The sequence below is a fragment of the Streptomyces sp. CB01635 genome (assembly GCF_002803065.1).
GTDB lineage: Bacteria > Actinomycetota > Actinomycetes > Streptomycetales > Streptomycetaceae > Streptomyces.
On record NZ_NNBL01000003.1, the window covers coordinates 417,726 to 439,367 of the forward strand.

At 70.9% G+C, this 21,642-nt stretch carries 20 protein-coding genes; 18 read left to right on the forward strand and 2 right to left on the reverse strand.

The genetic code is table 11. The annotated features are described in order from the left end of the window. The first annotated feature begins 109 nt into the window (after positions 1-109). The 10 genes from CG723_RS10055 (at position 110) to CG723_RS10100 (ending at position 7,113) form a co-directional block, all read left to right on the forward strand. Positions 110-409, forward strand: a complete 300-nt coding sequence (locus CG723_RS10055) for a ferredoxin (RefSeq protein WP_100592929.1) — start codon at positions 110-112, stop codon at positions 407-409. Positions 410-500: 91 nt separating this feature from the next. Beyond that, positions 501-1,724, forward strand: a complete 1,224-nt coding sequence (locus CG723_RS10060; protein ID WP_100592930.1) for a cytochrome P450 — start codon at positions 501-503, stop codon at positions 1,722-1,724. A gap of 258 nt (positions 1,725-1,982) precedes the next feature. Then, positions 1,983-2,354: a hypothetical protein gene (locus CG723_RS10065; protein ID WP_100592931.1), complete on the forward strand. Its 372-nt coding sequence runs from the start codon at positions 1,983-1,985 to the stop codon at positions 2,352-2,354. Positions 2,355-2,365: 11 nt separating this feature from the next. Then, entirely contained in the window at positions 2,366-3,949 is a 1,584-nt protein-coding gene (locus CG723_RS10070) for a peptidoglycan-binding protein (protein ID WP_100592932.1), read from the forward strand. Then, positions 3,921-4,451: a protease inhibitor I42 family protein gene (locus tag CG723_RS48655; RefSeq protein WP_100592933.1), complete on the forward strand. Its 531-nt coding sequence runs from the start codon at positions 3,921-3,923 to the stop codon at positions 4,449-4,451. Before CG723_RS10070 ends, CG723_RS48655 begins: the two co-directional genes overlap by 29 nt. A gap of 45 nt (positions 4,452-4,496) precedes the next feature. Beyond that, entirely contained in the window at positions 4,497-4,910 is a 414-nt protein-coding gene (locus CG723_RS10080; protein ID WP_100592934.1) for a hypothetical protein, read from the forward strand. 225 nt (positions 4,911-5,135) lie between these two features. Next, positions 5,136-5,564, forward strand: a complete 429-nt coding sequence (gene panD, locus CG723_RS10085; RefSeq protein WP_100592935.1) for an aspartate 1-decarboxylase — start codon at positions 5,136-5,138, stop codon at positions 5,562-5,564. Positions 5,565-5,594: 30 nt separating this feature from the next. Further along, positions 5,595-5,951, forward strand: coding sequence for a GNAT family N-acetyltransferase (locus tag CG723_RS10090; RefSeq protein ID WP_100592936.1), 357 nt, complete (start codon positions 5,595-5,597; stop codon positions 5,949-5,951). 4 nt (positions 5,952-5,955) lie between these two features. Continuing rightward, positions 5,956-6,606, forward strand: coding sequence for an aspartate/glutamate racemase family protein (locus tag CG723_RS10095; RefSeq protein ID WP_100592937.1), 651 nt, complete (start codon positions 5,956-5,958; stop codon positions 6,604-6,606). 48 nt (positions 6,607-6,654) lie between these two features. Continuing rightward, on the forward strand, positions 6,655-7,113 hold the full coding sequence (locus CG723_RS10100) for a nitroreductase family deazaflavin-dependent oxidoreductase (protein ID WP_100592938.1): 459 nt from the start codon (positions 6,655-6,657) through the stop codon (positions 7,111-7,113). A 338-nt stretch (positions 7,114-7,451) separates the two neighbouring features. Here CG723_RS10100 and gndA read toward each other — a convergent pair whose 3' ends face one another. Then, on the reverse strand, positions 7,452-8,891 hold the full coding sequence (gene gndA, locus CG723_RS10110) for an NADP-dependent phosphogluconate dehydrogenase (RefSeq protein ID WP_100592940.1): 1,440 nt from the start codon (positions 8,889-8,891) through the stop codon (positions 7,452-7,454). A gap of 146 nt (positions 8,892-9,037) precedes the next feature. On the opposite strand from gndA, the gene CG723_RS10115 reads away from it, so the two are divergent. Together CG723_RS10115 and CG723_RS10120 are read left to right on the forward strand one after the other, a co-directional pair. Then, positions 9,038-10,009, forward strand: a complete 972-nt coding sequence (locus tag CG723_RS10115; RefSeq protein WP_100592941.1) for an acetylxylan esterase — start codon at positions 9,038-9,040, stop codon at positions 10,007-10,009. Positions 10,010-10,140: 131 nt separating this feature from the next. Next, positions 10,141-11,352: a transglycosylase family protein gene (locus CG723_RS10120; protein ID WP_100592942.1), complete on the forward strand. Its 1,212-nt coding sequence runs from the start codon at positions 10,141-10,143 to the stop codon at positions 11,350-11,352. Here CG723_RS10120 and CG723_RS10125 read toward each other — a convergent pair. Then, the gene (locus tag CG723_RS10125; protein WP_107489195.1) at positions 11,342-12,376 is read right to left on the reverse strand and encodes a DMT family transporter; all 1,035 of its coding nucleotides are present in this window, start codon (positions 12,374-12,376) and stop codon (positions 11,342-11,344) included. The two genes, CG723_RS10120 and CG723_RS10125, sit on opposite strands and share 11 nt — an antisense overlap. A 221-nt stretch (positions 12,377-12,597) precedes the next feature. Here CG723_RS10125 and CG723_RS10130 point away from each other — a divergent pair, with 221 nt between their 5' ends. The 6 genes from CG723_RS10130 (at position 12,598) to CG723_RS10155 (ending at position 21,639) form a co-directional block, all read left to right on the forward strand. Then, the gene (locus CG723_RS10130) at positions 12,598-13,332 is read left to right on the forward strand and encodes a (2Fe-2S)-binding protein (protein ID WP_100592943.1); all 735 of its coding nucleotides are present in this window, start codon (positions 12,598-12,600) and stop codon (positions 13,330-13,332) included. 47 nt (positions 13,333-13,379) lie between these two features. After that, a complete protein-coding gene (glgA, locus tag CG723_RS10135; RefSeq protein ID WP_100592944.1) occupies positions 13,380-14,561 on the forward strand; it encodes a glycogen synthase in 1,182 nt (393 codons plus the stop codon). A 66-nt stretch (positions 14,562-14,627) separates the two neighbouring features. Next, positions 14,628-15,848 carry a glucose-1-phosphate adenylyltransferase gene (gene glgC, locus CG723_RS10140; RefSeq protein ID WP_100592945.1) on the forward strand — a complete coding sequence of 407 codons (1,221 nt, stop codon included), beginning with the start codon at positions 14,628-14,630 and terminating at the stop codon, positions 15,846-15,848. 153 nt (positions 15,849-16,001) lie between these two features. Beyond that, the gene (locus tag CG723_RS10145; protein WP_100592946.1) at positions 16,002-18,344 is read left to right on the forward strand and encodes a GH92 family glycosyl hydrolase; all 2,343 of its coding nucleotides are present in this window, start codon (positions 16,002-16,004) and stop codon (positions 18,342-18,344) included. Between the two features lie 158 nt (positions 18,345-18,502). Further along, the gene (locus CG723_RS10150; RefSeq protein WP_100592947.1) at positions 18,503-19,909 is read left to right on the forward strand and encodes a wax ester/triacylglycerol synthase family O-acyltransferase; all 1,407 of its coding nucleotides are present in this window, start codon (positions 18,503-18,505) and stop codon (positions 19,907-19,909) included. 218 nt (positions 19,910-20,127) lie between these two features. Next, positions 20,128-21,639, forward strand: a complete 1,512-nt coding sequence (locus CG723_RS10155) for an SDR family NAD(P)-dependent oxidoreductase (protein ID WP_100592948.1) — start codon at positions 20,128-20,130, stop codon at positions 21,637-21,639. Positions 21,640-21,642: the final 3 nt, after the last annotated feature.

Sequence of the window (21,642 nt, forward strand, 5' to 3'; positions counted from 1 at the left end):
CGCCGAGCTGATCCTGGAGAGAAGGGATATCAACCATTCGAGTGAACCGAACCCACAGGGGCTGCGGGGCCGGCGGTCACCGCAACCCGAGCAAGGAGCGGGGTTCCAGATGAGGCTCGTCGTCGATCCCAACCGGTGTCAGGGCTTCGCGCAGTGCGCCTTTCTCGCCCCGGACGTCTTCGCTCTGCACGCCGGGGAGGCGCTGCTCGTCACCTCGCGTTTCGACGAGGCACTTCGTGAGCAGGTGGAACAGGCTGCGGCCGCGCGTCCGGTCCAGACCATGCTCGTCGACGTCTCCGACGAACCGACGACCACCCCGTGGTGTACGGCTGTGCCGACGCTCTGCAGCCGGTCGATGCGGCGTTCCCGGGTCCGAATCTGCCCACCCACGGGCCGACCGTCACCCTGACCGGCCACTCACCGACCGGGCAGCGTGTCCAGTTCGTCGCGGCACGTGTCTGACCATCGCCCCGACCGTCGTCGGCCCCTCAGGAGACACCATGACTCTGGACACCATGCTCGCGCAGATCACCGACTATGCGAACCGCGCCGATCCGTACCCGCTCTACGCCGCGCTGCGCGAGTCGCCGGTCACCTGTCAGAACGACGGATCGTACTTGGTCAGCACCTATTACGAGGTGCGGAGCCTGGCCAACGACCCGCGACTCAGTAACGACCCGCGCAAGCGCACCCCCGGCGCCGACGTCCCCGCCGTGACCAAGGAGGACCCCAATCTGCCGCCCAGCTTCCTGCTTCTGGACCCGCCCGAACACGACCGGCTGCGCAATGCGGCGATGCGGCCGTTCGGACCCCCGCACAGCCCCAGGTTCCTCCACGACATGCGCGGAGAGCTGGCCGGGGTCGTCGCCGACCTGGTCGACGCGCTCGAAGGCAAGGACGAGATCGACGTCGTCGACGACTTCGCCTACCCCCTTCCCGTCACGGCCATCTGCAAGGTGCTGGGCGTGCCGCGTGAGGACGAAGCACGCTTCCACGGCTGGGCCGACACCGTGGCGTCGGGGATCGATCCCAGCGGCGGGGAAAGCGGCCTGGAAAGGGCACGCAAGGCACGCGGCGAGCTGGGCGCCTACTTGTCCGACCTGATCGAGACCAAGCGCCACGACCAGGGCAGCGGGATCCTCGGCCCCCTCGCCCGCGAAACGGGCCCCGGCGGCAGCATGTCGACCGCGGAGCTGGTGGCCACCTCGATACTGCTCCTGATCGCAGGCCATGAGACAACGGTCAACCTGATCAGCAACGCGACGCTCACACTGCTGCGCCACCCCGACGTCCTCGAACGGTTCCGGACAGAACCGGACTTGGTCGTTCCGCTCATTGAGGAGGTGCTGCGATACGAGCCGCCGGTCCAGTTCATACCGTGGGCCACCGCCCTGGCCGACATCGACATCGCCGGCACCACCATCCCCAAGGGTTCGGCGGTCCAGCTGATGCTGGCGTCGGCCAACCGGGACCCGAAGCGCTTCGAGGACCCCGACCGGTTCGATCCCGACCGTGAGGACAACGAGCACCTCGGGTTCTACACCGGCATCCACTACTGCTTCGGCGCGCCGCTGGCCCGGATGGAGGCGCAGCTCGCCCTGCCCGAGCTCGTCCGCCGGATCAGAGACCCACGGCTACTGGCGGACCCGCCGCCCTACCGCGTCAACCCCGTCCTGCGCGGCCCCCGCCACCTTCGGCTGGCGATCGACGGCCTGACCACCTGACGCCACTGCGCCCTGCGCGCGCGGAAGGTTTGATGCGTGGCGCGAGAGGGTGGTCATCCCATCCCATCCCGTCCCTCGTAGGCGCTGCACGCAACGGCGAGTTGCAGCCGATCGCCTGGGCCAGGATGAGCGCCCGGGCGTGCCGTGGGGCGGGTGATGTGGAGGAGGTGTGTGTGGCGGACGACGTGTGATCCTTCATATAAACAGTGCGTGTTAGCCTGCCCGCGGTCGCGATCGAATGCATACGGGGGAGGCGCGGTGGGCTCGGACGGCTACCAGGTCAAGGCAGGTATGACCGGCCAGGCCCAGCAACTCGACGACGCCGGCACGGACATGGACGGCGTCAGCTCGGCCGTCAAGTCCCGCACGAGTTACTCGTACAGCGATGTCGGCGGCGATGACGCCGCGTCGGCGCTGAACGCGTTCGTCAAGGCGTGGGAGGCGGAGGCCAAGACACTGGCGTCGGCGTTGCACGAGCTCGGTGGCAAGGTGCAGTTGGCCAAGAAGACCTACCACGGCACCGACGGCCTGGTGAAGACGCACGCGGACAGCGTCCCCGTCGGCGGCACGAGCAGCCTCACCGACACATCGACGCAGGGCGGGCGCACCTCGGCCCTGTCGAGCTACTGAGGAACGGGCCGATGTCGTTCTTCTCCTCTCCCCTCAACTCCCCTTCCTTCCGCCTCGCCTGGCTCGCCGGGCTGTCCAAGAAGGTGCTCGGTGCCGGAAGCAAGAACGAGCTCCTCGACCTGATCGACGACGCCCTCTCGGTGCCCGAACCGGGCGGCGACCAGAGCGCGCTGGAGGGCCTGGCGAGTCTCTACCGCGGCCAGGTCGACCCGGTCGGCAGCGTCTTCGACCAGGTCGACCGGGTGGGCCGCAAGGGTCTTCCGGAGGTATGGGTCGGCGACACGAGCGTCCTCGCCTCCGACGTGGTGAACGCCGCCGGGCGGTCCGCGACCCAGATGAGCGAGGCGTTCCAGGGCTGCGCGACCGTGCTGCTGACACTGGCCGACGCGATCGGCGCCGCGCAGCGCAAGGACGAGCAGGGCCGCGGTCAGCTGCTGGAACAGAAGAAGACGCTCGGCGGCAAGGACGGTTTCTTCGACGACCTGCACGAGAACGACGAGGAGGAGTGGGACCGCAAGAACGCCGCCCACCTCGGCTCCTACGCGGTCGACCTGATGCACGCCGCCGTCTCCGACGCGCAGGAGGCCACCCGCGTCGCGGCCCGGGACCTGAACAAGTGGGCCGCCGAGGCACGGGCCGGGAAGATGGAGACCAGCGAACTCACCGCCGTCGACAAGCTGATGCTCGCCGACACCGGCGTCGCGGGCGCCGACACCGAGCTGAACGAGATCCTCACGCCCGGCGACCTGGCGCGCGCGTCGACGCGTATGGACCTGCTGAGTCTCGACGACGAGACGGCCATGGAGCGGATGCTGGCCAAGTCGGACAACCCGCAGGAGCGGGCCTACCTGATGAAGGCCCTGGCCGCCGGCCACAGCGTCGCCGAGATCGAGACGTTCCAGAACAAGATCCACGGCAAGGACCCCGACTGGATGCGCCGGCACCTCACTCCGGTGGTCACCGCCACGGACAGCATGGACGACGAGGGCCTGGCGTCGGACGGGTCGAACAACAACAAGGACTACGCCACGTTCGACGGCCAGCGGTGGATCCAGGGCGGCGACGGCTCCGAGGGCACCTGCGTGGCCTCCTCCACCGTCACCTCCCGCGCCATGGTCGACCCGATGTACGCGCTCGACCTCACCGGCGGCCCCGACGGGCAGCAGGACGACCCCGAGGCCTTCAAGCAGCGCCTGGTGGCCGAACAGCACCGGCTGCACACCGAAGGCGACGGCGGCAAGAACTGGGGCGGCATGGGGCAGGAGGGGCAGGAACGGATCAACGACACCGCCGTCGGCAGCGCCACCGGCAACGACTACCAGCGCCAGGACCTGAACAGCGCCGACGACCGCAGGGCGGTCCTCACCGAAGTCGAGAAATCGGTGGCGGAGGGACGGCCGGTGCCTGTCGACGTCTCGGGCAAGGAGGGCGCCCACGCGATGACCATCATCGCCCAGGAAGGTGACAAGCTTCAGGTGTACAACCCCTGGGGCTCGACGACCTGGGTCAGCGAGGACGACTTCATCAACGGCCACATGGGCAAGGCTTCCAGCAGTGATCTCCCCAATGCGTACAGCGTCTATCTTCCGCGGTAGCAGGGGCGGTGCCGCGATCGCGGCGGCAGCGCTCCTCGCTCTCGCCACGGGCTGCGGCTCGGGCACCGACGAACCGGCCGGCGGCTCCACGAGCACCGTGGGCCGCCCGACGAGCCACCCGGTGAAGGACACCAGCATCACCGCCGAGCCGGGCGAGCGCTTCACGCTCACCGTCGACCAGAACGCCTCCACCCGCGAGTACTGGTACCTGGTCGGCCCCGAGCCCGACAGCGCGGTGCTCGTCAGCCGCGGCCAGGACCACGCGTCGGACTCCGGCGACACGCCGGTGCCCGGTGCCGGCGGCCGGCTCACCTTCACCTTCGAGGCCAAGGGCAAGGGGACCACGCGGTTCACGCTGCTGCACTGCACGTTCACCACCTGCCAGGGCAACACCTCCAGCCGGCCCCCCGAGACGACCGGCCCCTCCGCCACCCCGACCACGGGAGCGGCCACCCCCTCCCCGGCCCCCGAGCGCATCACCTACACCGTCACCGTCGACTGAGCCGCGGCGGACCAGTCAGATGAGACGAGACACCCGAGGCCCGCGATGAACAACGACGCCCCGTACCCGCCGGACCGCACGGACGACGAGCTGGCCCGGCTCGACATCACCGTCCTGCTGCGTTACGGCCTCACCGCCGCGCCCGGCACCCGGCGCACCGCCCTGTTCGGCGACGGCGCCGCGGCCGCAGCAGTCATCCTCGACCGACTCGGCACCGAGCCGCGCTCGGTCGCCTTCCTCGCCGAGACCGTGCGCGCCGGCGGACTCGCCCGCGCCGCTGAGCTGCCCGAGCCCCTGCCCCGCCGGGAGGCGGCCGACCTCGTACGGGAGTGGCTGCGGGCCGGCACCGAACTCGTGGGCGGGATCGCCGCCGACGACACCGCGGCCAATTGGCTGCGCGCCGTCGCGACCATCATCGAGCTGAAGCAGCTGACCCGGGCGCGGGGCCGGAGTACGTGATCTGAGGAGCCGATCCGAGTACGGCGGCGGGTATGGGGCCACCGGGCGGCTGCCTGCCATGGGCTTTAGGGAGAAGACCTGATCGGCATCATTTCCAGGCAGGGGGCCTTCTCCCGGAGTGAACCGATGTTCCCCACAATCTTCGGGTCACACGCGTGCCGGTGTAGAGTTCAGAACGCCCTTGACCTGCACAAAGCCGGCAGGGAGCCGTCCTAGGAGTGCTGAATGCTGCGCACCATGTTCAAGTCCAAGATCCACCGCGCCACCGTCACCCAGGCCGACCTGCACTACGTCGGGTCCGTCACCATCGACCGCGATCTCCTCGACGCCGCCGACCTGTTGCCCGGCGAGCTCGTCCACATCGTCGACATCGACAACGGCGCCCGCCTGGAGACGTACGTCATCGAGGGGGAGCGGGGGAGCGGTGTCATCGGGATCAACGGGGCCGCGGCCCACCTCGTGCATCCCGGGGACCTCGTGATCATCATCAGTTACGCTCAGGTCGACGACGCCGAGGCGCGTGCGCTGCGGCCCAGGGTCGTGCACGTGGACCGGGAGAACCGGATCGTGGCCCTGGGCGCCGACCCGTCCGAGCCGGCTCCGGGCGGGGACGCGGAGCGCAGCCCTCAGGCGGTGGCGGCCACCAGCGGCTGACCGTCCCGCCGCAGACGCGAGGAGACCCCTATGAGCGACATCGAGATCCACGACGAACGCGACAGGGGCCTCCTCGTGGCCCGCGCGGCGGGAGAGCCCGAGGGCTCAACCCTCGGGTACATCCAGTACTTCGTCCTCGACGCGCCCGAGAGGGCCCTCGTGCCGGAGCACACCGTCGTGGGGCCCGAGCACGAGGGCCGGGGCATCGCGGGATCACTGGCCCGCGAGCTGTACGCCATCGCCGCCCGCGAGAGCACCGCCGTCGCGCCTCTGTGCCCGTTCGTCGTGGAGTGGGCCGCGCGACACCCGGGAGAGGCCCCCGTCGCCCCGCCCGAGCTGATGGACGCCGCGCAGCGCGCTCTCGCCGACGACCCGTCCAAGTGGTGACCGCGTGAACCTCGCACTCCTGCACACCTCCCCGGTCCACGTCCCCGTCTTCGACGCCCTGCGCGACACCGACCACCCCGGTCTCGCCCTGCGTCACCTCGTGGACGAGAGCCTGCTCGAACGGGCAAGGGCCGCCGGGCCCGACGCCGTCGCGGACGACGTGCGCGCGCTGCTCGAAACCGCCGTGGCCGACGGGGCGAGCGCCGTGCTCTGCACCTGCTCGACCATCGGCGGTGTCGCCGAGGCCCAGTCCGCCGCCGCCGGCGTCCCCGTCCTGCGCGTGGACCGGCCGATGGCCGCCGCCGCGGTCGAAGCGGGGCGGGCCGTCGCCGTGGTCGCCGCCCTGGAGAGCACCCTCGACCCGACCGTCGCCCTCGTCGAGGAGGAGGCCGCCCGCGCCGGTCGCCCCGTCGACGTACGCACGGTGCTGGTGGCAGGGGCCTGGGAGCGTTTCGAGGCCGGTGACCGGGACGGGTACCGGGACCTCGTGGCCGCCGCCGTGGACGCCCTCACCGATGTCGACGTCGTCGTGCTCGCCCAGGCCTCCATGGCGTCCGCGGCCGACCGGACCACCACGACGGTCCCCGTCCTCTCCAGCCCCCGCCCCGGCCTGGGCGCGGCGGCGGGCAACACGGCCTACGCTGAGCCGAGTTGAACGCGTTGAACCGAATGCGACCGGCTTGAGCTGAACGAGGAGAGTCAGATGGCCCAGGACGAGACCGGCACCGACGTCGTGATCAGCCCCACGGGCTGGGTCGCCGAGCAGGCCCGCCTCTACGAGGAGTCCGGCGGCACCGAGGGCACCACGATCCCTGGCCCGATGAGCGCGCCCTGTCTGCTGCTCGACTACCAGGGGCGCCACTCCGGTAAGTGGCGCCGCACCGTGCTGATCTACGACCGCGACGGCGACGACTACCTGATCGTCGCCTCGAAGGGCGGCGCCGACCAGCACCCCGAGTGGTACCTGAACCTGGAGGCCAACCCGGACGTGCGGCTGCGCGTCGAGACCGAGCGGTTCGCCGCCCGCGCCGAGACCCTCTCCCAGGAGGAAAAGGCCAGGGTGTGGCCCCATCTCGTGGAGATCTTCGCCCCGTACGCGGACTACCAGAAGAAGACCGAGCGGGACATTCCCGTCGTACGCCTCACCCGTATCAAGGGCTGAGCGTCGGCGGGGGCGGTGTGTGGACACGGCGGGCGTGGGCACGCGTGCCGGGAGACAGTGGCAGGGACCGGCCGCGCCCCGCCGGAGCGCGGTCGGCCTCCGACCCCTCCTGGAGGAATCGATGACGCATCCCATGCCCGACCCCGTGACCCCGCCGACACCGGGGCCCGACGTTCCCGATCCGGGGCCGTTCCCCTCCCCGATCCCGACGCCTCCGTCGCCCCGCCCGGGACCCACACCGCAGCCCCCGCCGCCGCCTCCGTCCCCGGGCCCGCCGAACCCCGACCCGGAGCCGGCGCCGCCCGAGCCGGAGCCTTCACCCATGTAGCGGCAAGGCCTTACGCCGACACCTCGGACCGGTCTCCGCCCCACAGCGTGTGGAACGCGCCCTCGCGGTCCGTGCGGCGGTACGTGTGGGCGCCGAAGAAGTCCCGCTGGCCCTGCGTGAGCGCGGCCGGGAGGCGGTCAGCGCGCAGCGCGTCGTAATACGCGAGCGCGGCCGCGAAGCCCGGCGCCGGGACGCCCTCGACCGTCGCGGCGACCAGGACGGCACGCCAGTCGTCCTGCGCCGCGCCGATCTCCTGCGCGAACGTCTTGTCCGCGAGGAGGCTCGGCAGGTCGGGCCGGGCGTCGTACGCGGCGGTGATCCGGTCGAGGAACGCGGCCCGGATGATGCAGCCGCCGCGCCAGATCGAGGCGACGGCGCCCAGGTCGATGTCCCAGCCGTACGCCTCGCTGCCCGCCGTGATCTCGTGGAAGCCCTGCGTGTACGACACGATCTTCGACGCGTACAGGGCCTGCTCGACCCGGTCGGCGAACGCCGCGGCCTCCGGCTCGCTCAGCGCGGTCGGCGTCGGGCCCGCCAGGTCCTTCGAGGCCGCGCGCAGGTCCGCGTGGCCGGACAGCGAGCGCGCGAAGACGGCCTCGGCGATGCCCGACACCGGGACGCCCAGGTCGAGCGCGATCTGCACGGTCCAGCGCCCCGTGCCCTTCTGCTCCGCCTCGTCGACGACGACGTCCACGAAGGGCTTGCCCGTCGCCGCGTCCACGTGCGACAGGACCTCGGCCGTGATCTCGATCAGATACGAGTCGAGCCGGCCGGTGTTCCACCTGCGGAAGATGTCGGCGATCTGCGCGGGGGAGTAGCCCGCCACGTCGCGCAGGAGCTGGTAGGCCTCGCCGATGAGCTGCATGTCGGCGTACTCGATGCCGTTGTGGACCATCTTCACGAAGTGGCCGGCGCCGTCCGGGCCGACGTGCGTCACGCACGGGGAGCCGTCCTTGGCCTTCGCGGAGATCTTCTCCAGCATCGGGCCGAGCGCCGCGTACGACTCCTGGCTGCCGCCCGGCATGATGCTCGGCCCGTTCAGGGCGCCCTCCTCGCCGCCGGAGACGCCCGTGCCGACGAAGTGGATGCCGCGCTCGCGCAGTTCACGCTCGCGGCGGCGGGTGTCCGCGAAGTGCGCGTTGCCGCCGTCGACGATCATGTCGCCGGGCTCCAGGAGGGGCGCGAACTCCTGGATCACCGCGTCCGTGGGGTCACCGGCCTTGACCATGATCACCAGGCGGCGCGGCCTCTCCAGCGCCGCCACGAACTCCTCCGCGGTCTCGATGGGGACGAACTCGCCCTCGCCGCCGAACTCCGCCACGAGGTCGTGCGTGCGGGACGCGGTGCGGTTGTGCAGGGCGACCGTGTAGCCGTTCCTGGCGAAGTTCCGCGCGAGGTTGCGCCCCATGACAGCGAGCCCCGTGACACCGATCTGGGCTGACTTGCTCATGCCTGTCGCTCCTGAAGTAGGGAGGTGATCGTTCTTGTTCATTTGTAGCGTGGTGAGGCGTACCGTGACGCTGCGACGCTCTCGTCGAGCCCTCAGGACTCGCTGCGGAGATCTCTACGGAACTCTCTACGAACAAGGAGCCGCCCGTGCCTCACTTCGATTTGCCGCTCGACGAACTTCGGGCCTACCGGCCCACGTTGACGCGGCCCGAGGACTTCGACGCGTTCTGGGAGAAGACCCTGGCAGAGGCGCGTGAGCACGACCTCGACGCGCGCTTCGTCCCGGTCGACGTGCCGCTGTCCGCGGTCGACGTCTTCGATGTTACGTACGCCGGGTTCGGCGGGCATCCGGTCAAGGGCTGGCTCGTCCTGCCCGCGGGCACGACCGCGCCGCTGCCCGCCGTCGTCGAGTACATCGGCTACGGAGGCGGGCGCGGTCTGCCGCACACGAACCTGATGTGGGCCGCGGCCGGCTTCGCGCACTTCGTCATGGACACACGCGGCCAGGGCTCCGGCGGCAGGGTGGGCGACACCCCCGACCCGGTCGGCAGCGGACCCGCGCACTCCGGCTTCATGACACGCGGCATCGAGGACCCGCACGAGTACTTCTACCGGCGCGTCTTCACCGACGCCGTGCGCGCGGTCGAGACGGCCCGTTCGCACCCCCTCGTCGACGCGTCGCGCGTCGCCGCGCTCGGCGGCAGCCAGGGCGGCGGCATCACGATCGCGGTCGGCGGTCTGGTACCCGACCTCGTCGCCATCGCGCCCGACGTGCCGTTCCTGTGCCAGTTCCCCCGCGCGGCCACCCTCACCGAACGCCACCCGTACCGCGAGATAGCCCTGTATCTGAAGGCGCACATCGGCGCCGACGAGCAGATCTTCCGCACGCTGTCGTACTTCGACGGCGTGCACTTCGCGGCCCGCGGCACCGCGCCCGCCCTCTTCTCGGTGGCGCTCGAGGACCAGACCTGCCCGCCCTCCACGGTCTTCGCGGCGTTCAACTCCTATGCCGGGCAGGACAAGACGATCAAGGTGTACACCTTCAACGACCACGAGGGCGGCGGGCCCTTCCATCAGGCCGCCCAACTCGACTGGTTGCCGGCGCGGTTGCGGGGCTGAAACGCGAACTACGCCTGGAGGAAGCCCCCTTGGTCCCTCTTGACCGCTCGTGTCACCCCTGTGCGGGTCTTGTCATGAGTGTGTCGGAGCGGCTAACTTGCCGCTTCTGACGTGTGTCTGAGGGGGCTTCCATGGCCGTACGCGGTCGGCATCGCCGGTATCAGCCGAACCGGATCAACCGGGCGTCGCTCACCGTCACCGCGGGCAGCGCGGGTATGGCGATCCCTCTCATCGGGGCGGGCGTGGCGCACGCGGCCGACGCGAACACCTGGAACAAGGTCGCGGCCTGCGAGTCGAGCGGCAACTGGAGCATCAACTCCGGCAACGGCTACTTCGGCGGGCTCCAGTTCACGCAGTCCACCTGGGAGGCCTACGGCGGCACCGCCTACGCCGCGCGCGCCGACCGCGCCACCAGGGGCCAGCAGATCGCCGTCGCCGAGAAGGTCCTCGACGGGCAGGGGCCCGGCGCCTGGCCGGTCTGCTCGGCCCGGGCGGGCCTCACCCGCGGCGGCGACACTCCGGGACCGCACACCGAAACCGTCAAGCACAAGCCCCAGCGCACCGTCAAGGACGTCAAGCCCGAGGTCACGCCCCAGTCGACGGCGGGCACGGCCCAGATGTACACGGTGGTCGGCGGCGACACCCTCTCCGGCATCGCCGACGCCCGCGAAGTTCCGGGCGGCTGGCGGAAGTTGTACGAGGCGAACCGCCGCACCATCGGCTCGGACCCAGACTTCATCCTGCCCGGGCAGCGCCTCGCCCTGCACCCGTCGGCGAAGCCGCGCGACCCGGCCGCCCCGCAGAAGCGCGAACGGCCGGCCCAGAAGCCGTCCCAGAAGCACGACAAGAGCGACCAGAAACGGGAGACGGCGGCCCCCGCCAAGAAGACCGGCACGGCCACCGCCACCCGGCCCCGGACCGAGAAGCCCGCCGCGTCACACGACGTCACCGCTCCCGTCTCCGCGAGTCTCAGTACCCCGTACCGCGCGGCGGGTTCTTCCTGGTCGAAGGGCTACCACACGGGCGTCGACTTCGCCGTGTCCACCGGCACGACCGTCAAGGCCATCGCCTCCGGGCATGTCGTCTCCGCGGGCTGGGGCGGCTCGTACGGGTACGAGGTCGTGATCCGGCACGCCGACGGCAAGTACAGCCAGTACGGCCATCTCTCGGCGCTCAGCGTGAAGGCCGGGCAGCGGGTCGTGGGCGGTCAGCGCATCGCCCGCTCCGGTTCCACGGGCAACAGCACGGGCCCGCATCTGCACTTCGAGGTGCGGACGGGGCCCGGCTTCGGTTCGGACGTCGACCCGCTGGCGTATCTGCGGGCGCACGGCGTCAGGATTTGATGCGCTCGTCGCGGGGGCTGTGCCACTCGTCGTAGCGGCGGTCCTTGTCCTTGGTGCGGCCATGCGCATCGGCATCCCGCGCGGGGGCCTCGACGCGCCGCACCAGCGGCTCGCCGTCGGTGAGTGCGCGCGGTGACTCGGTCACGGACTGGGCGGGCATCGCCGCGACGACCGACTCGGTGGCCGTCCTGCGCGCCCCGCTGATCCGCTCCGTCGTCAGCAGGATCAGGCCGCCCGCGGCGACGACACCGCTCGCGAGGGCGAGGGTGGTGCCCGTCGTGCCGTATCGGAACGTTTCGCCGAAGAGCGTGAGACCAACCGCCGCCGCGACCACCGGGTTCACGACGGTCACTGTGGCGAGCGGAGCCGCGAGGCCCGCGCCGCGGTACGAGGCCTGGGACAGGAGCATGCCGGACGTGGCGAGCGCCGCTATCACCAGGAAGCTCGAGAACTGGGCGAACGTCCCGTCCTCCGTCCACTCGACCGCCACGGACTTCGTGAACACGGACGCGATGCCGAACGCGACACCCGCCGCGCCCGCGAGCAGGACGCTGCGCACCACGGGGTGGCGGTGCACGGCGTGGGCGAGGGTCATCAGGGCGAGGACCGTGCCGGCCGTCGCGAGGGCGACCATCAGCCGCTCCGTGCCTTCGAGGGACTGCTCGGACGCCGACCCCGTGAGGGAGAGCAGACCGGCGAGACCCACCGCGGCCATGATCGCGCCCCGCCAGGCGGTGGCCCCGGCCTTGCGGTGCACGAAGAGCGCCGCCATCGGCAGCGCGAACACGATCGTCAGCGCGCCGAGGGGCTGCACGAGGCTGAGCGGCCCGTACGCCAGGGCGGCCACGTGCAGGAGTGCTCCCAGACCGTTGAGCGCGACCGCGCACCACCACACCGGGCGGCGCAGCGGCGCGTAAGCGTGCTCGGGCGTGGACACCGCGACGCGTTCCTGGAGGATCGCGCCGCCCGCGTACGCCACCGCGGAGACGAGGGAGAGCAGCACAGCCAGCGTGAGTGCACTCATCGGCCGCTCCTCACTGTGCGGCGGCGCATCCCGTGGTGCGGCGAACGGTCGGTTTCCATACCTCTACGATCTCTCTTTCCGGTGCTCGCGTCGTCGTACCTGAGCACGCATTGGGTCCTACTGCCGATGGAGTACGACCTGCCCCGGGGCCTCCACCCGGTGGGGGACACGCGGTGCACCCCGCCCGTGACCTGTGGACGCCTACTTGCTGTACTGAGGCCGTGACAGTCCACATCGACCTGCGCGAACTCGGCTCCCTCGGCGGATTCTTCGCTCTGTGCGACATCGAGGACGCGGAGAGTGATCCGCCGGCGCTGGGGCGCGTCTATCAGAGCGACGCACCGGTCCGCGACCCTCTCGCGTACCGCGTCGAGAAGGTCGCGCGGGCACTCTCCGTGCCCGAACCGCGCGTCGCGGTGTCCGTCGCCCAACTCGGCCTCGCTGCGCGCCTTTGGTCGGTGGCGCTCGGCAGCGCGGCCCTCTTCGGGCGCGTCCCGGACCTCGACCCGGCGCTGCTGCACTGGAACCCCGACGCCAGTGCGCCGGACGACCTGTTCCTCGCCGGTACGGGGCAGCTCCCCGCCGGCAGCGCGCACCTCGCGGAGCTCGTGCTGGACCGCCACCTGGAGCTGCTGTCGGCCGCCCTGCGTGCCCGCTACCGTGTCTCGGCCCCGCTGCTGCGCGGCAACGCGGGGTCCGCGCTCGCCGGCGCCGCCCGCGAGATCAGCCGCTGGGCGCGCCGAGCCGGGCGCCCCGACGTCGCCGCCCGCGCCCGCCTCCTGACCACGGAACTCTTCGCGGACCCGCGCCTCGCCGCGACCGGCACCCGCACCGGCACCGCTTTCCGCCGCACGAGCTGCTGCCTCATCTACCGCGCCCCCGGCGGCGGTCTCTGCGGCGACTGCTGCTTCGAGCGGCCGCCGCAGCACTCTTCCCCACCGGCCGCTTCTGGGTGACCATGAAGGTGCGCGGCCGGGCACGCTACGGACGACGGGGGTTCTGCATGAGAGTGGGGCTGCTGACCCGGGAGTACCCGCCGGACGTCTATGGCGGCGCGGGCGTCCATGTCGAGTTCCTCGCAAGGGAGTTACGCCCCCTCGTCGACCTCGACGTCCACACGTGGGGCGAGGGCGGTGCCGAAGGGCTGCGGCGCCACCGCGCGTGGCAGGCCCTCGACGGGGCGAACGACGCCCTGCGCACCTTCTCCGTGGACCTGTCCATCGCCGCCGCGCTCGAAGGCCGCGAACTCGTCCACTCCCACACCTGGTACGCCAATCTGGCGGGTCACATAGGCAAGTTGCTCCACGGCATCCCGCACATCGTGACCGCGCACTCGCTCGAGCCCCTGCGCCCCTGGAAGGCCGAGCAACTCGGCGGCGGATACGCCCTGTCGGGCTGGGCCGAGCGCACCGCCGTCGAGGCGGCCGACGCGGTCATCGCGGTTTCGGGAGCCATGCGCGACGACATCCTGGCCTGCTATCCGGCGATCGACCCGGCGAAGGTCCGCGTCGTCCACAACGGCATCGACTCCGCCCTCTACCGCCCCGACCCCGCCACGGACGTCCTCGCCCGCATCGGCATCGACCAGAACCGCCCGTACGTGGTCTTCGTCGGACGCATCACACGGCAGAAGGGCGTGCCTCATCTCCTCAGGGCGGCGAAGGAGTTGGACCCGTCGGCGCAGCTGATCCTGTGCGCCGGAGCGCCCGACACCCCGGCCATCGGGCGTGAATTCCGCACCCTCGTGGACGAGTTGCGTGCGCTGCGGGACGGCGTCCACTGGATTCCGCAGATGCTGCCCCGTACCGAAGTGGTCCAACTCCTCACCCACGCACGGGCGTTCGTCTGCCCGTCGGTGTACGAACCCCTCGGCATCGTGAACCTGGAGGCGATGGCGTGCGGCACCGCCGTCGTTGCCTCCGCCGTCGGAGGCATCCCCGAGGTCGTCGCCGACGGGACGACCGGGCTCCTCGTGCCCTACGAGGAGCGCGACCCGCTGGCGTTCGAGAGCGGGCTCGCGCAGGCCCTGAACCGGCTGGTGGGTGACCCCGACGAGGCGGCCCGCATGGGCGCCGCCGGCCGGGAGCGCTCGGAGCGCGAGTTCGGCTGGGACACCGTGGCCCGGCGCACGGCCGACGTGTACGACGAGATCCTCAACACGACGCAGCCGGTCAAGATGGCGTAACAGACGGGCAAGACGGAGCAGTTCCTCGAAGCGATATGGATCCTCAAGGTGAAGCTGGGGGCTGGGATGCGTGGTGGACCTTCGGTGCTCGGGATCGTACTGGCGGGCGGGGAGGGCAAGCGCCTGCTGCCACTCACCGCCGACCGGGCGAAACCGGCGGTCACCTTCGGCGGCACGTACCGCCTCGTCGACTTCGTCCTGTCCAACCTCGTCAACGCGGACATCCTGCGTATCTGCGTCCTGACCCAGTACAAGTCGCACTCGCTCGACCGGCACGTCACGACGACCTGGCGCATGTCGAGCCTGCTCGGCAACTACGTCACGCCCGTCCCGGCCCAGCAGCGCCTCGGCCCGCGCTGGTACCTGGGCAGCGCGGACGCCATCCTCCAGTCCCTGAACCTGGTCCACGACGAACAGCCCGACTACATAGCGGTGTTCGGCGCCGACCACGTCTACCGCATGGACCCGCGCCAGATGCTCCAGCAGCACATCGAGAGCGGCGCGGGCGTCACGGTCGCGGGCATCCGCGTACCCCGCGCGGACGCCTCGGCGTTCGGGATCATCACGCCGGCCGGTGACGGAACGCGCGTGGACCGCTTCCTCGAGAAGCCGGCCGACCCGCCCGGCATCCCCGGCTCCCCGCACCAGGTCTTCGCCTCCATGGGCAACTACGTCTTCACCACGAAGACCCTCATCGACGCGTTGCAGCAGGACTCCGAGATGCCCAACTCCGTGCATGACATGGGTGGTTCGATCCTGCCGATGCTCACCGAACGCGGCGTCGCCCAGCTCTACGACTTCGACGGCAACCACGTCCCCGGCGAGACGCCCCACGAGCACGGCTACTGGCGCGACGTCGGCACCCTCGACGCGTACTACGAGGCCCACCTCGACCTGCTCTCGGACAAGCCCGCCTTCAACCTCGACAACCGGCGCTGGCCCATCTACACGCACCCCGGGCAGCTGCCGCCCGCCAAGTTCTGCGCGGGTGGCATCGCGGGCCAGTCGATCGTCAGCCCGGGCTGCGTCATCCGCGGCCAGGTCACCCGCTCCGTCCTCTCCCCGGGTGTCACCGTCGAGGAGGGCGCCGTCGTCCAGGGCTCGGTCCTGCACGACAACGTCCGGATCGGCAGGGGCGCCGTGGTGCGCGGAGCCGTGCTCGACAAGAACGTGGACGTACCGCCGGGGGCGACCATCGGAGTCAACCCGGAGCGGGACGCCGAGCTGTACACGGTGTCGAAGGGCGGGGTGATCGCACTGGGGAAGGGCCGACAGGTCGTGGTCTGACCGTTCCTGCCCCCTCGTCGGCGGGTGCCCTGTGCCGTGTCTCGTTCGCAGGCTCCCGCTGTCGTGTCCCTTGACGAGTACACGCACGCGCCAGAAGAATGACCGCGCTGCGTATTGACAACGTTGTCTAGTACTCGAGGAGGCGGTCTCGCCATGAGATGGACCCAACGGCTGCGCGGAGCGGGGACGGCGGTGGCGGCGGTCGCGCTCCTGGGCGGGGCGCTCGCCGTGCCGTCGGCCCAGGCGGCCGTGTCCGACGAGGGCCGGCTCACCGATCTGGTCAACCCGTTCATCGGCACCGAGAACGAGGGCAACACCTACCCGGGCGCCGCTGTGCCCTTCGGCATGGTGCAGTTCTCGCCCGACACGGGCCACAACACGGGTTACGACTACTCCGAGAACCACATCCGCGGCTTCTCCACCGTGCATCTGTCCGGTGTCGGCTGCGGCCTCGGTGGCGATCTGCCCGTGCTGCCCACGACCGGCGACATCACGTCGACCGACTACGCCAAGTACGCGGCCGAGTTCAGCCACGACAACGAGAAGGCCAGCCCCGGCTCGTACAAGGTCGGTCTGAAGACGGGCATCGAGGCCGAGCTGACCGCGACCAAGCGGACCGGCGTGCAGCGCTACACCTTCCCCGCCACCGACAAGGCCAACGTCCTCATCAACGCAGGCCAGTCGCTGCACAAGACCCTGAACACCAAGGTCGAGATCCTCGACAACCGCACCGTCCGCACGGCCATCACCGGCAGCGGCTTCTGCCAGGACACGAAGCCGTACACGGTGTACACGATCACCCGCTTCGACCGGCCGTTCACGACGTCGGGCACCTGGAAGGGCGACGCGGTCACCGAGGGCTCCAAGGAGTCGACGGCCGGCGGCGAACGCAGCGGCGCGTTCGTGCGCTTCGACACCTCCAAGGACCGCAGCGTCGAGGCGACCACGGCGATCTCGTACGTCGACGCGAAGGGCGCGGCGCTCAACCTGCGTTCCGAGGGCGGCCGTTCGTACGACCGTGTCGAGCATGCCGCGCAGGCCGCGTGGGAGGACCGGCTCGACGACGTCAAGGCGCAGGGCGGCAGCGACACGCTCCGCCGCACCTTCTACTCGTCCCTGTACCGCTCGTTCCTCGCGCCGAACATCGGCAGCGACGTCGACGGCCGCTACACCGGCTGGGACCAGAAGATCCACCGCGCCAAGGGCTACACGTACTACCAGAACTGGTCCCTCTGGGACACCTATCGCACGCAGGCGCAGCTCCTGTCGCTGCTCGCGCCGCGCGAGTCCCGCGACATGGCGATCTCCGTCATCAAGATCGACGAGGAGAGCGGCTGGCTGCCCAAGTGGGGCTACGGCACGGTCGAGACGAACATCATGACGGGTGACCCGGTCACTCCGTTCCTGACGAACGCCTATCAGCAGGGTCTGCTCAAGGGGTACGAGGAGCAGGCGTACCGCGCGCTGAAGAAGAACGCCGACGGGGTCCCGCCCGCCGACTCCGCGCCGGTGGGCCGCGAGGCCAACAAGGAGTACATCGCGGACGGCTTCGCGCCGTACATCAAGGATCGCGCGCATGTGAAGCCGGGTGACTCCGACTACGACCACGGCGCCTCCGCGACCCTGGAGTACGCGCTGTCCGACGCGATGCTCGGGCAGATGGCGAAGGACCTGGGCCACAAGGACGACGCGGCGCGCTACACACAGCGGGCGCAGAACTACCGGAAGATCTTCGACAGTTCGACCGGCTTCTTCCGGGCGCGGGACGCGGCGGGCACCTTCACGGGCCCGGCCGACCCCGCCAAGAGCGAGGGCTTCCACGAGGGCACGTCCTGGCAGTACCAGTGGCTCGTCCCGCAGGACCTGCCCGGGATGGTCGGCCTGATCGGCGGCACCAAGCCGGCCAACGACCGCCTCGACTCGTTCTTCGCGTACGACCAGCTGGTGCAGGACCCCGCGAAGACCGCCCGCGAGGTGTGGGTGAACGGTCCGTACGACTACTACAACGCGGACAAGTACAACCCGCAGAACGAGCCCGACCTGATCGCGCCCTACACGTACCTCTCGACCGGTCAGCCCTGGAAGACGACCGACGTCGTGCACGCCGCGCTCACGCTCTTCACGGACGCCCCGACCGGCATGACCGGAAACGACGACCTCGGGACGATGTCCGCCTGGAACGTCCTGTCGTCGATCGGAATCTTCCCGGTCCAGCCCGGCACGGACACCTGGGGCCTGTCGACCCCGGTCTTCGAGCGGGTGGACGTCACCCTCGACCGGCGCTACTACCCGAAGGGCCGCCTCACGGTGAAGGCGCCGGGGACGTCTGACTCGGCGCGGTACATCCAGTCGGCGCAGACCGACGGGACCGCTTTGAGGAAGACGTATCTGACGACGGACGACATCCGCGGGCTGCGGGAGCTGTCCTTCACGGTCGGCGACAAGCCCTCCACCTGGGGCACCTCTGCCGACGCAGCGCCGCCGGCGCTGAAGTAACGGCACCGCACGCCCCACCAGCACCACGAGACCCGCCCCTTCATCGAGGGGGCGGGTCTTAATCTGTTGTTTACTGTGTGTAGCTTGATCGTACTTGACCGTAATCACTGGAGAGCGGTTGACTGCTTTCCCCCGACGTCGACGCGAGAGCGGCCCAAGTGAACTCTCAGCAGTCCCAGCACTCTCGGCCCGCGCCGAGCCCGGACCTCCTCGCGCCACTCGACCTGGCCTTCTGGAACATCGAGTCCGCCGAACACCCGATGCACCTGGGCGCGTTGGGGGTGTTCGCCGCGGGCTCGCCGGGCGACGTCCAGCACGCGGTGGAGCTGCTCGCCGCCCGCGCCCCCGCGGTCCCCGGCCTGCGCATGCGCATCCAGGGGGTACGGATCCCCGTCGGCGGCGCGGCACGTGTGCCCGTACCCGACTTCGACCCGCTCGACCACGTACGGCTGGGCGAGCCCACCGCGGACTTCCACGCTGCGGCCGGCGCCCTGATGGAGCGGCCGCTCGACCGGGCGAGGCCCCCGTGGGAGGCACATGTCCTGCCGGGCGCGGACGGTACCTCGTTCGCCGTCCTGTTCAAGTTCCACCACGCGCTGGCCGACGGGCTGCGGGCGCTGACGCTCGCCGCCGGGGTGATGGACCCGATGGACCTGCCCGTCTCGCGGACGGCGCCCGCCGTCGCGGCGCCCCGCGGGTTCCGGCTGCCGTTCCCCGGCATGCGCGACCTGCGGCTGGGCGACCTCGACCCGCGCAAGCTGCCCGGCCTCCTTCGGGAGGGCGCCTCCAGTGCCGTCACGGCGCTCGACATCGGCACCTCCGTCGTCCGCGCCACCTGGGACGTGCACACCTCGCCCGCCTTCTCCTCGAACGCCACGGGCACCCGCAGCACCGAGGGCGTCGTCCTCGAACTCGACGATGTGCACCGGGTCCGCAAGACGGTCGGCGGCACCGTCAACGACGTCCTCATCGCCGTCGTCGCCGGGGCCCTGCGGCGCTGGCTCGACGAGCGCGGCAACGGCAGCGAAGGGGTACGTCCGCGGGCCCTGATCCCCGTCTCGCGGCGCCGCCCCCGCACGGCCCACCCCCAGGGCAACCGGCTCTCCGGCTACCTGGTGAAGCTGCCGGTCGACGAGCGGGACCCGCTCGCCCGGCTGCGCGCGGTCCGTACGGCCATGGACCACAACAAGGACGCGGGCCCGCAGCGCGGCGCCGGCGCCGTGGCCCTGCTCGCGGACCATGTGCCGCCGCTCGGTCACATGATCGGCGGGCCCGTCGTCGCCCAGGCGGCCCGGCTCCTGTTCGACATCCTCGTCACGAGCGTGCCGCTGCCGAGCCTCGGCCTGCGGCTCGGCGGCTGCCCGCTCACCGAGGTCTACCCCCTCGCGCCACTGGCCCAGGGACAGTCCCTCGCGGTCGCGGTGTCCACGTACCGGGGGCGTGTCCACTACGGCCTGGTCGCCGACGCGGCCGCGGTCCCCGACCTGGACGTACTCGCGACCGGCATCCGCGAGGAACTCGCGGCCCTGGTGCGCGTGTGCGAGACGGTGCGGGGGACGGCCTGACGGGGGGCGGTCCGTCCTGACGGGGGAGGGGGCGGGCCGCGCCCTACGGCCGTACCTGATCAAGGTCAAGGACCGGCGTTCCCGGGAGGGCCCGGGAGCGGGATAAACTGCCCACTTGGCGGAATGTCGACAGCAGGTTGTAAGGTTCCGCCTTTTGGGAGTATCCGCGGTCACTCACAGCACGCCGCGGTCCGAGTGACGCGAGGAACGCAGCGGCGATGACGATGACAGAGGACAGCCCGACGGGCGCCACCGAAGCCATGGTGGTGTCGCAGGAGTCGTTCGGCCCCGGGATCGACCCCGAGCGGCTGGCCGTCTGCCTGAGCGTGCTCGACGAACTCGACAAGCTGGATGTGGACCACCCCGACGCGATCCAGGTCAGGCGCGCCACGGCCGGTGTCTACCGGACCGTGAAGCAGCGTCGCCGCCAGGAGCGCCGCGCCGCGAAGACCGCCCACGACAAGGCCGTCACCGAGGCGACCGCGACCGGCTCCGCCGAGCGCATCGACGACGAGACCGAGGGCCTTCTGCCGTCCTCGCAGGTCGGGGAGGGCAAGCTGGCGGGGATACTCCAGCGTCCCCGCTCCTGCTACACCTGCAAGGCCAGGTACGTGGAAGTCGACTACTTCTACCACCAGCTCTGTCCCGAGTGCGCCGCCGTGAACCGCGCCAAGCGCGACATCCGCGCCGACCTCTCCGGCAAGCGCGCCCTGCTCACCGGCGGCCGCGCCAAGATCGGCATGTACATCGCGCTGCGCCTGCTGCGTGACGGCGCGCACACGACGATCACGACGCGCTTCCCCAAGGACGCCATCCGCCGCTTCAAGGCGATGGACGACTCGGCGGACTGGATGGACCGCCTGGAGGTCGTCGGCATCGACCTGCGGGACCCGGCCCAGGCCGTGGCGCTTGCCGAGCAGGTCGCCGAGCAGGGCCCGCTGGACATCCTCATCAACAACGCGACGCAGACCGTACGCCGGCTGCCCTCCGCGTACGCCGCCCTCGTCGAGGGCGAGAGCGCCCCGCTGCCGGCCGGTGAGCTCCCCGCCCACCACGTCATCGGCGCGTTCAACTCCGGCGCGGTCGACGGCCTGACCGCGCTGCCCGCCGGTATCTCCGGCCTGGACGCCCAGAAGGTCGCCGATCTCGCCCTGGTCGCCGGCAACGCCAGCGTCGCCCGGCACCGCGACGGCAGCGCCATCGACGCGGGCGGCCTCGTCCCCGACGTCGTCGACAGCAACACCTGGGTGCAGACGATCGAGCAGATCTCCCCGGTGGAGCTCCTCGAGACCCAGCTGTGCAACTACACGGCGCCGTTCATCCTGATCAGCGCGCTGCGCCCGGCGATGGCCGACGCCGCGAAGAAGGCGTCCAGCGGACGCGCGTACGTCGTGAACGTCTCGGCGATGGAGGGCGTCTTCGGCCGCGGCTACAAGGGTGCGGGGCACCCGAACACGAACGCCGCGAAGGCCGCCATGAACATGGTGACGCGGACCAGCGCCCAGGAGATGTTCCAGACCGACGGCATCCTCATGACCTCGGTCGACACGGGCTGGATCACCGACGAGCGCCCGCACTACGACAAGCTGCGCCTCGCCGACGAGGGCTTCCACGCCCCCCTCGACCTGATCGACGGAGCGGCCCGCGTCTACGACCCGGTCGTCCGGGGCGAGGCCGGCGAGGACCTGTACGGCGTCTTCATGAAGGACTACGCGCCCGGCAAGTGGTAGTGC

Bases quoted from the DNA above. Each gene is read 5' to 3' on its own strand.
- CG723_RS10055 (WP_100592929.1), top strand. From the start codon at position 110: ATGAGGCTCGTCGTCGATCCCAACCGGTGTCAGGGCTTCGCGCAGTGC.
- CG723_RS10060 (WP_100592930.1), top strand. From the start codon at position 501: ATGACTCTGGACACCATGCTCGCGCAGATCACCGACTATGCGAACCGC.
- CG723_RS10070 (WP_100592932.1), top strand. From the start codon at position 2,366: ATGTCGTTCTTCTCCTCTCCCCTCAACTCCCCTTCCTTCCGCCTCGCC.
- CG723_RS48655 (WP_100592933.1), top strand. From the start codon at position 3,921: ATGCGTACAGCGTCTATCTTCCGCGGTAGCAGGGGCGGTGCCGCGATC.
- CG723_RS10080 (WP_100592934.1), top strand. From the start codon at position 4,497: ATGAACAACGACGCCCCGTACCCGCCGGACCGCACGGACGACGAGCTG.
- panD (WP_100592935.1), top strand. From the start codon at position 5,136: ATGCTGCGCACCATGTTCAAGTCCAAGATCCACCGCGCCACCGTCACC.
- CG723_RS10090 (WP_100592936.1), top strand. From the start codon at position 5,595: ATGAGCGACATCGAGATCCACGACGAACGCGACAGGGGCCTCCTCGTG.
- CG723_RS10100 (WP_100592938.1), top strand. From the start codon at position 6,655: ATGGCCCAGGACGAGACCGGCACCGACGTCGTGATCAGCCCCACGGGC.
- gndA (WP_100592940.1), bottom strand. From the start codon at position 8,891: ATGAGCAAGTCAGCCCAGATCGGTGTCACGGGGCTCGCTGTCATGGGG.
- CG723_RS10120 (WP_100592942.1), top strand. From the start codon at position 10,141: ATGGCCGTACGCGGTCGGCATCGCCGGTATCAGCCGAACCGGATCAAC.
- CG723_RS10125 (WP_107489195.1), bottom strand. From the start codon at position 12,376: ATGAGTGCACTCACGCTGGCTGTGCTGCTCTCCCTCGTCTCCGCGGTG.
- glgA (WP_100592944.1), top strand. From the start codon at position 13,380: ATGAGAGTGGGGCTGCTGACCCGGGAGTACCCGCCGGACGTCTATGGC.
- glgC (WP_100592945.1), top strand. From the start codon at position 14,628: ATGCGTGGTGGACCTTCGGTGCTCGGGATCGTACTGGCGGGCGGGGAG.
- CG723_RS10145 (WP_100592946.1), top strand. From the start codon at position 16,002: ATGAGATGGACCCAACGGCTGCGCGGAGCGGGGACGGCGGTGGCGGCG.
- CG723_RS10155 (WP_100592948.1), top strand. From the start codon at position 20,128: ATGACGATGACAGAGGACAGCCCGACGGGCGCCACCGAAGCCATGGTG.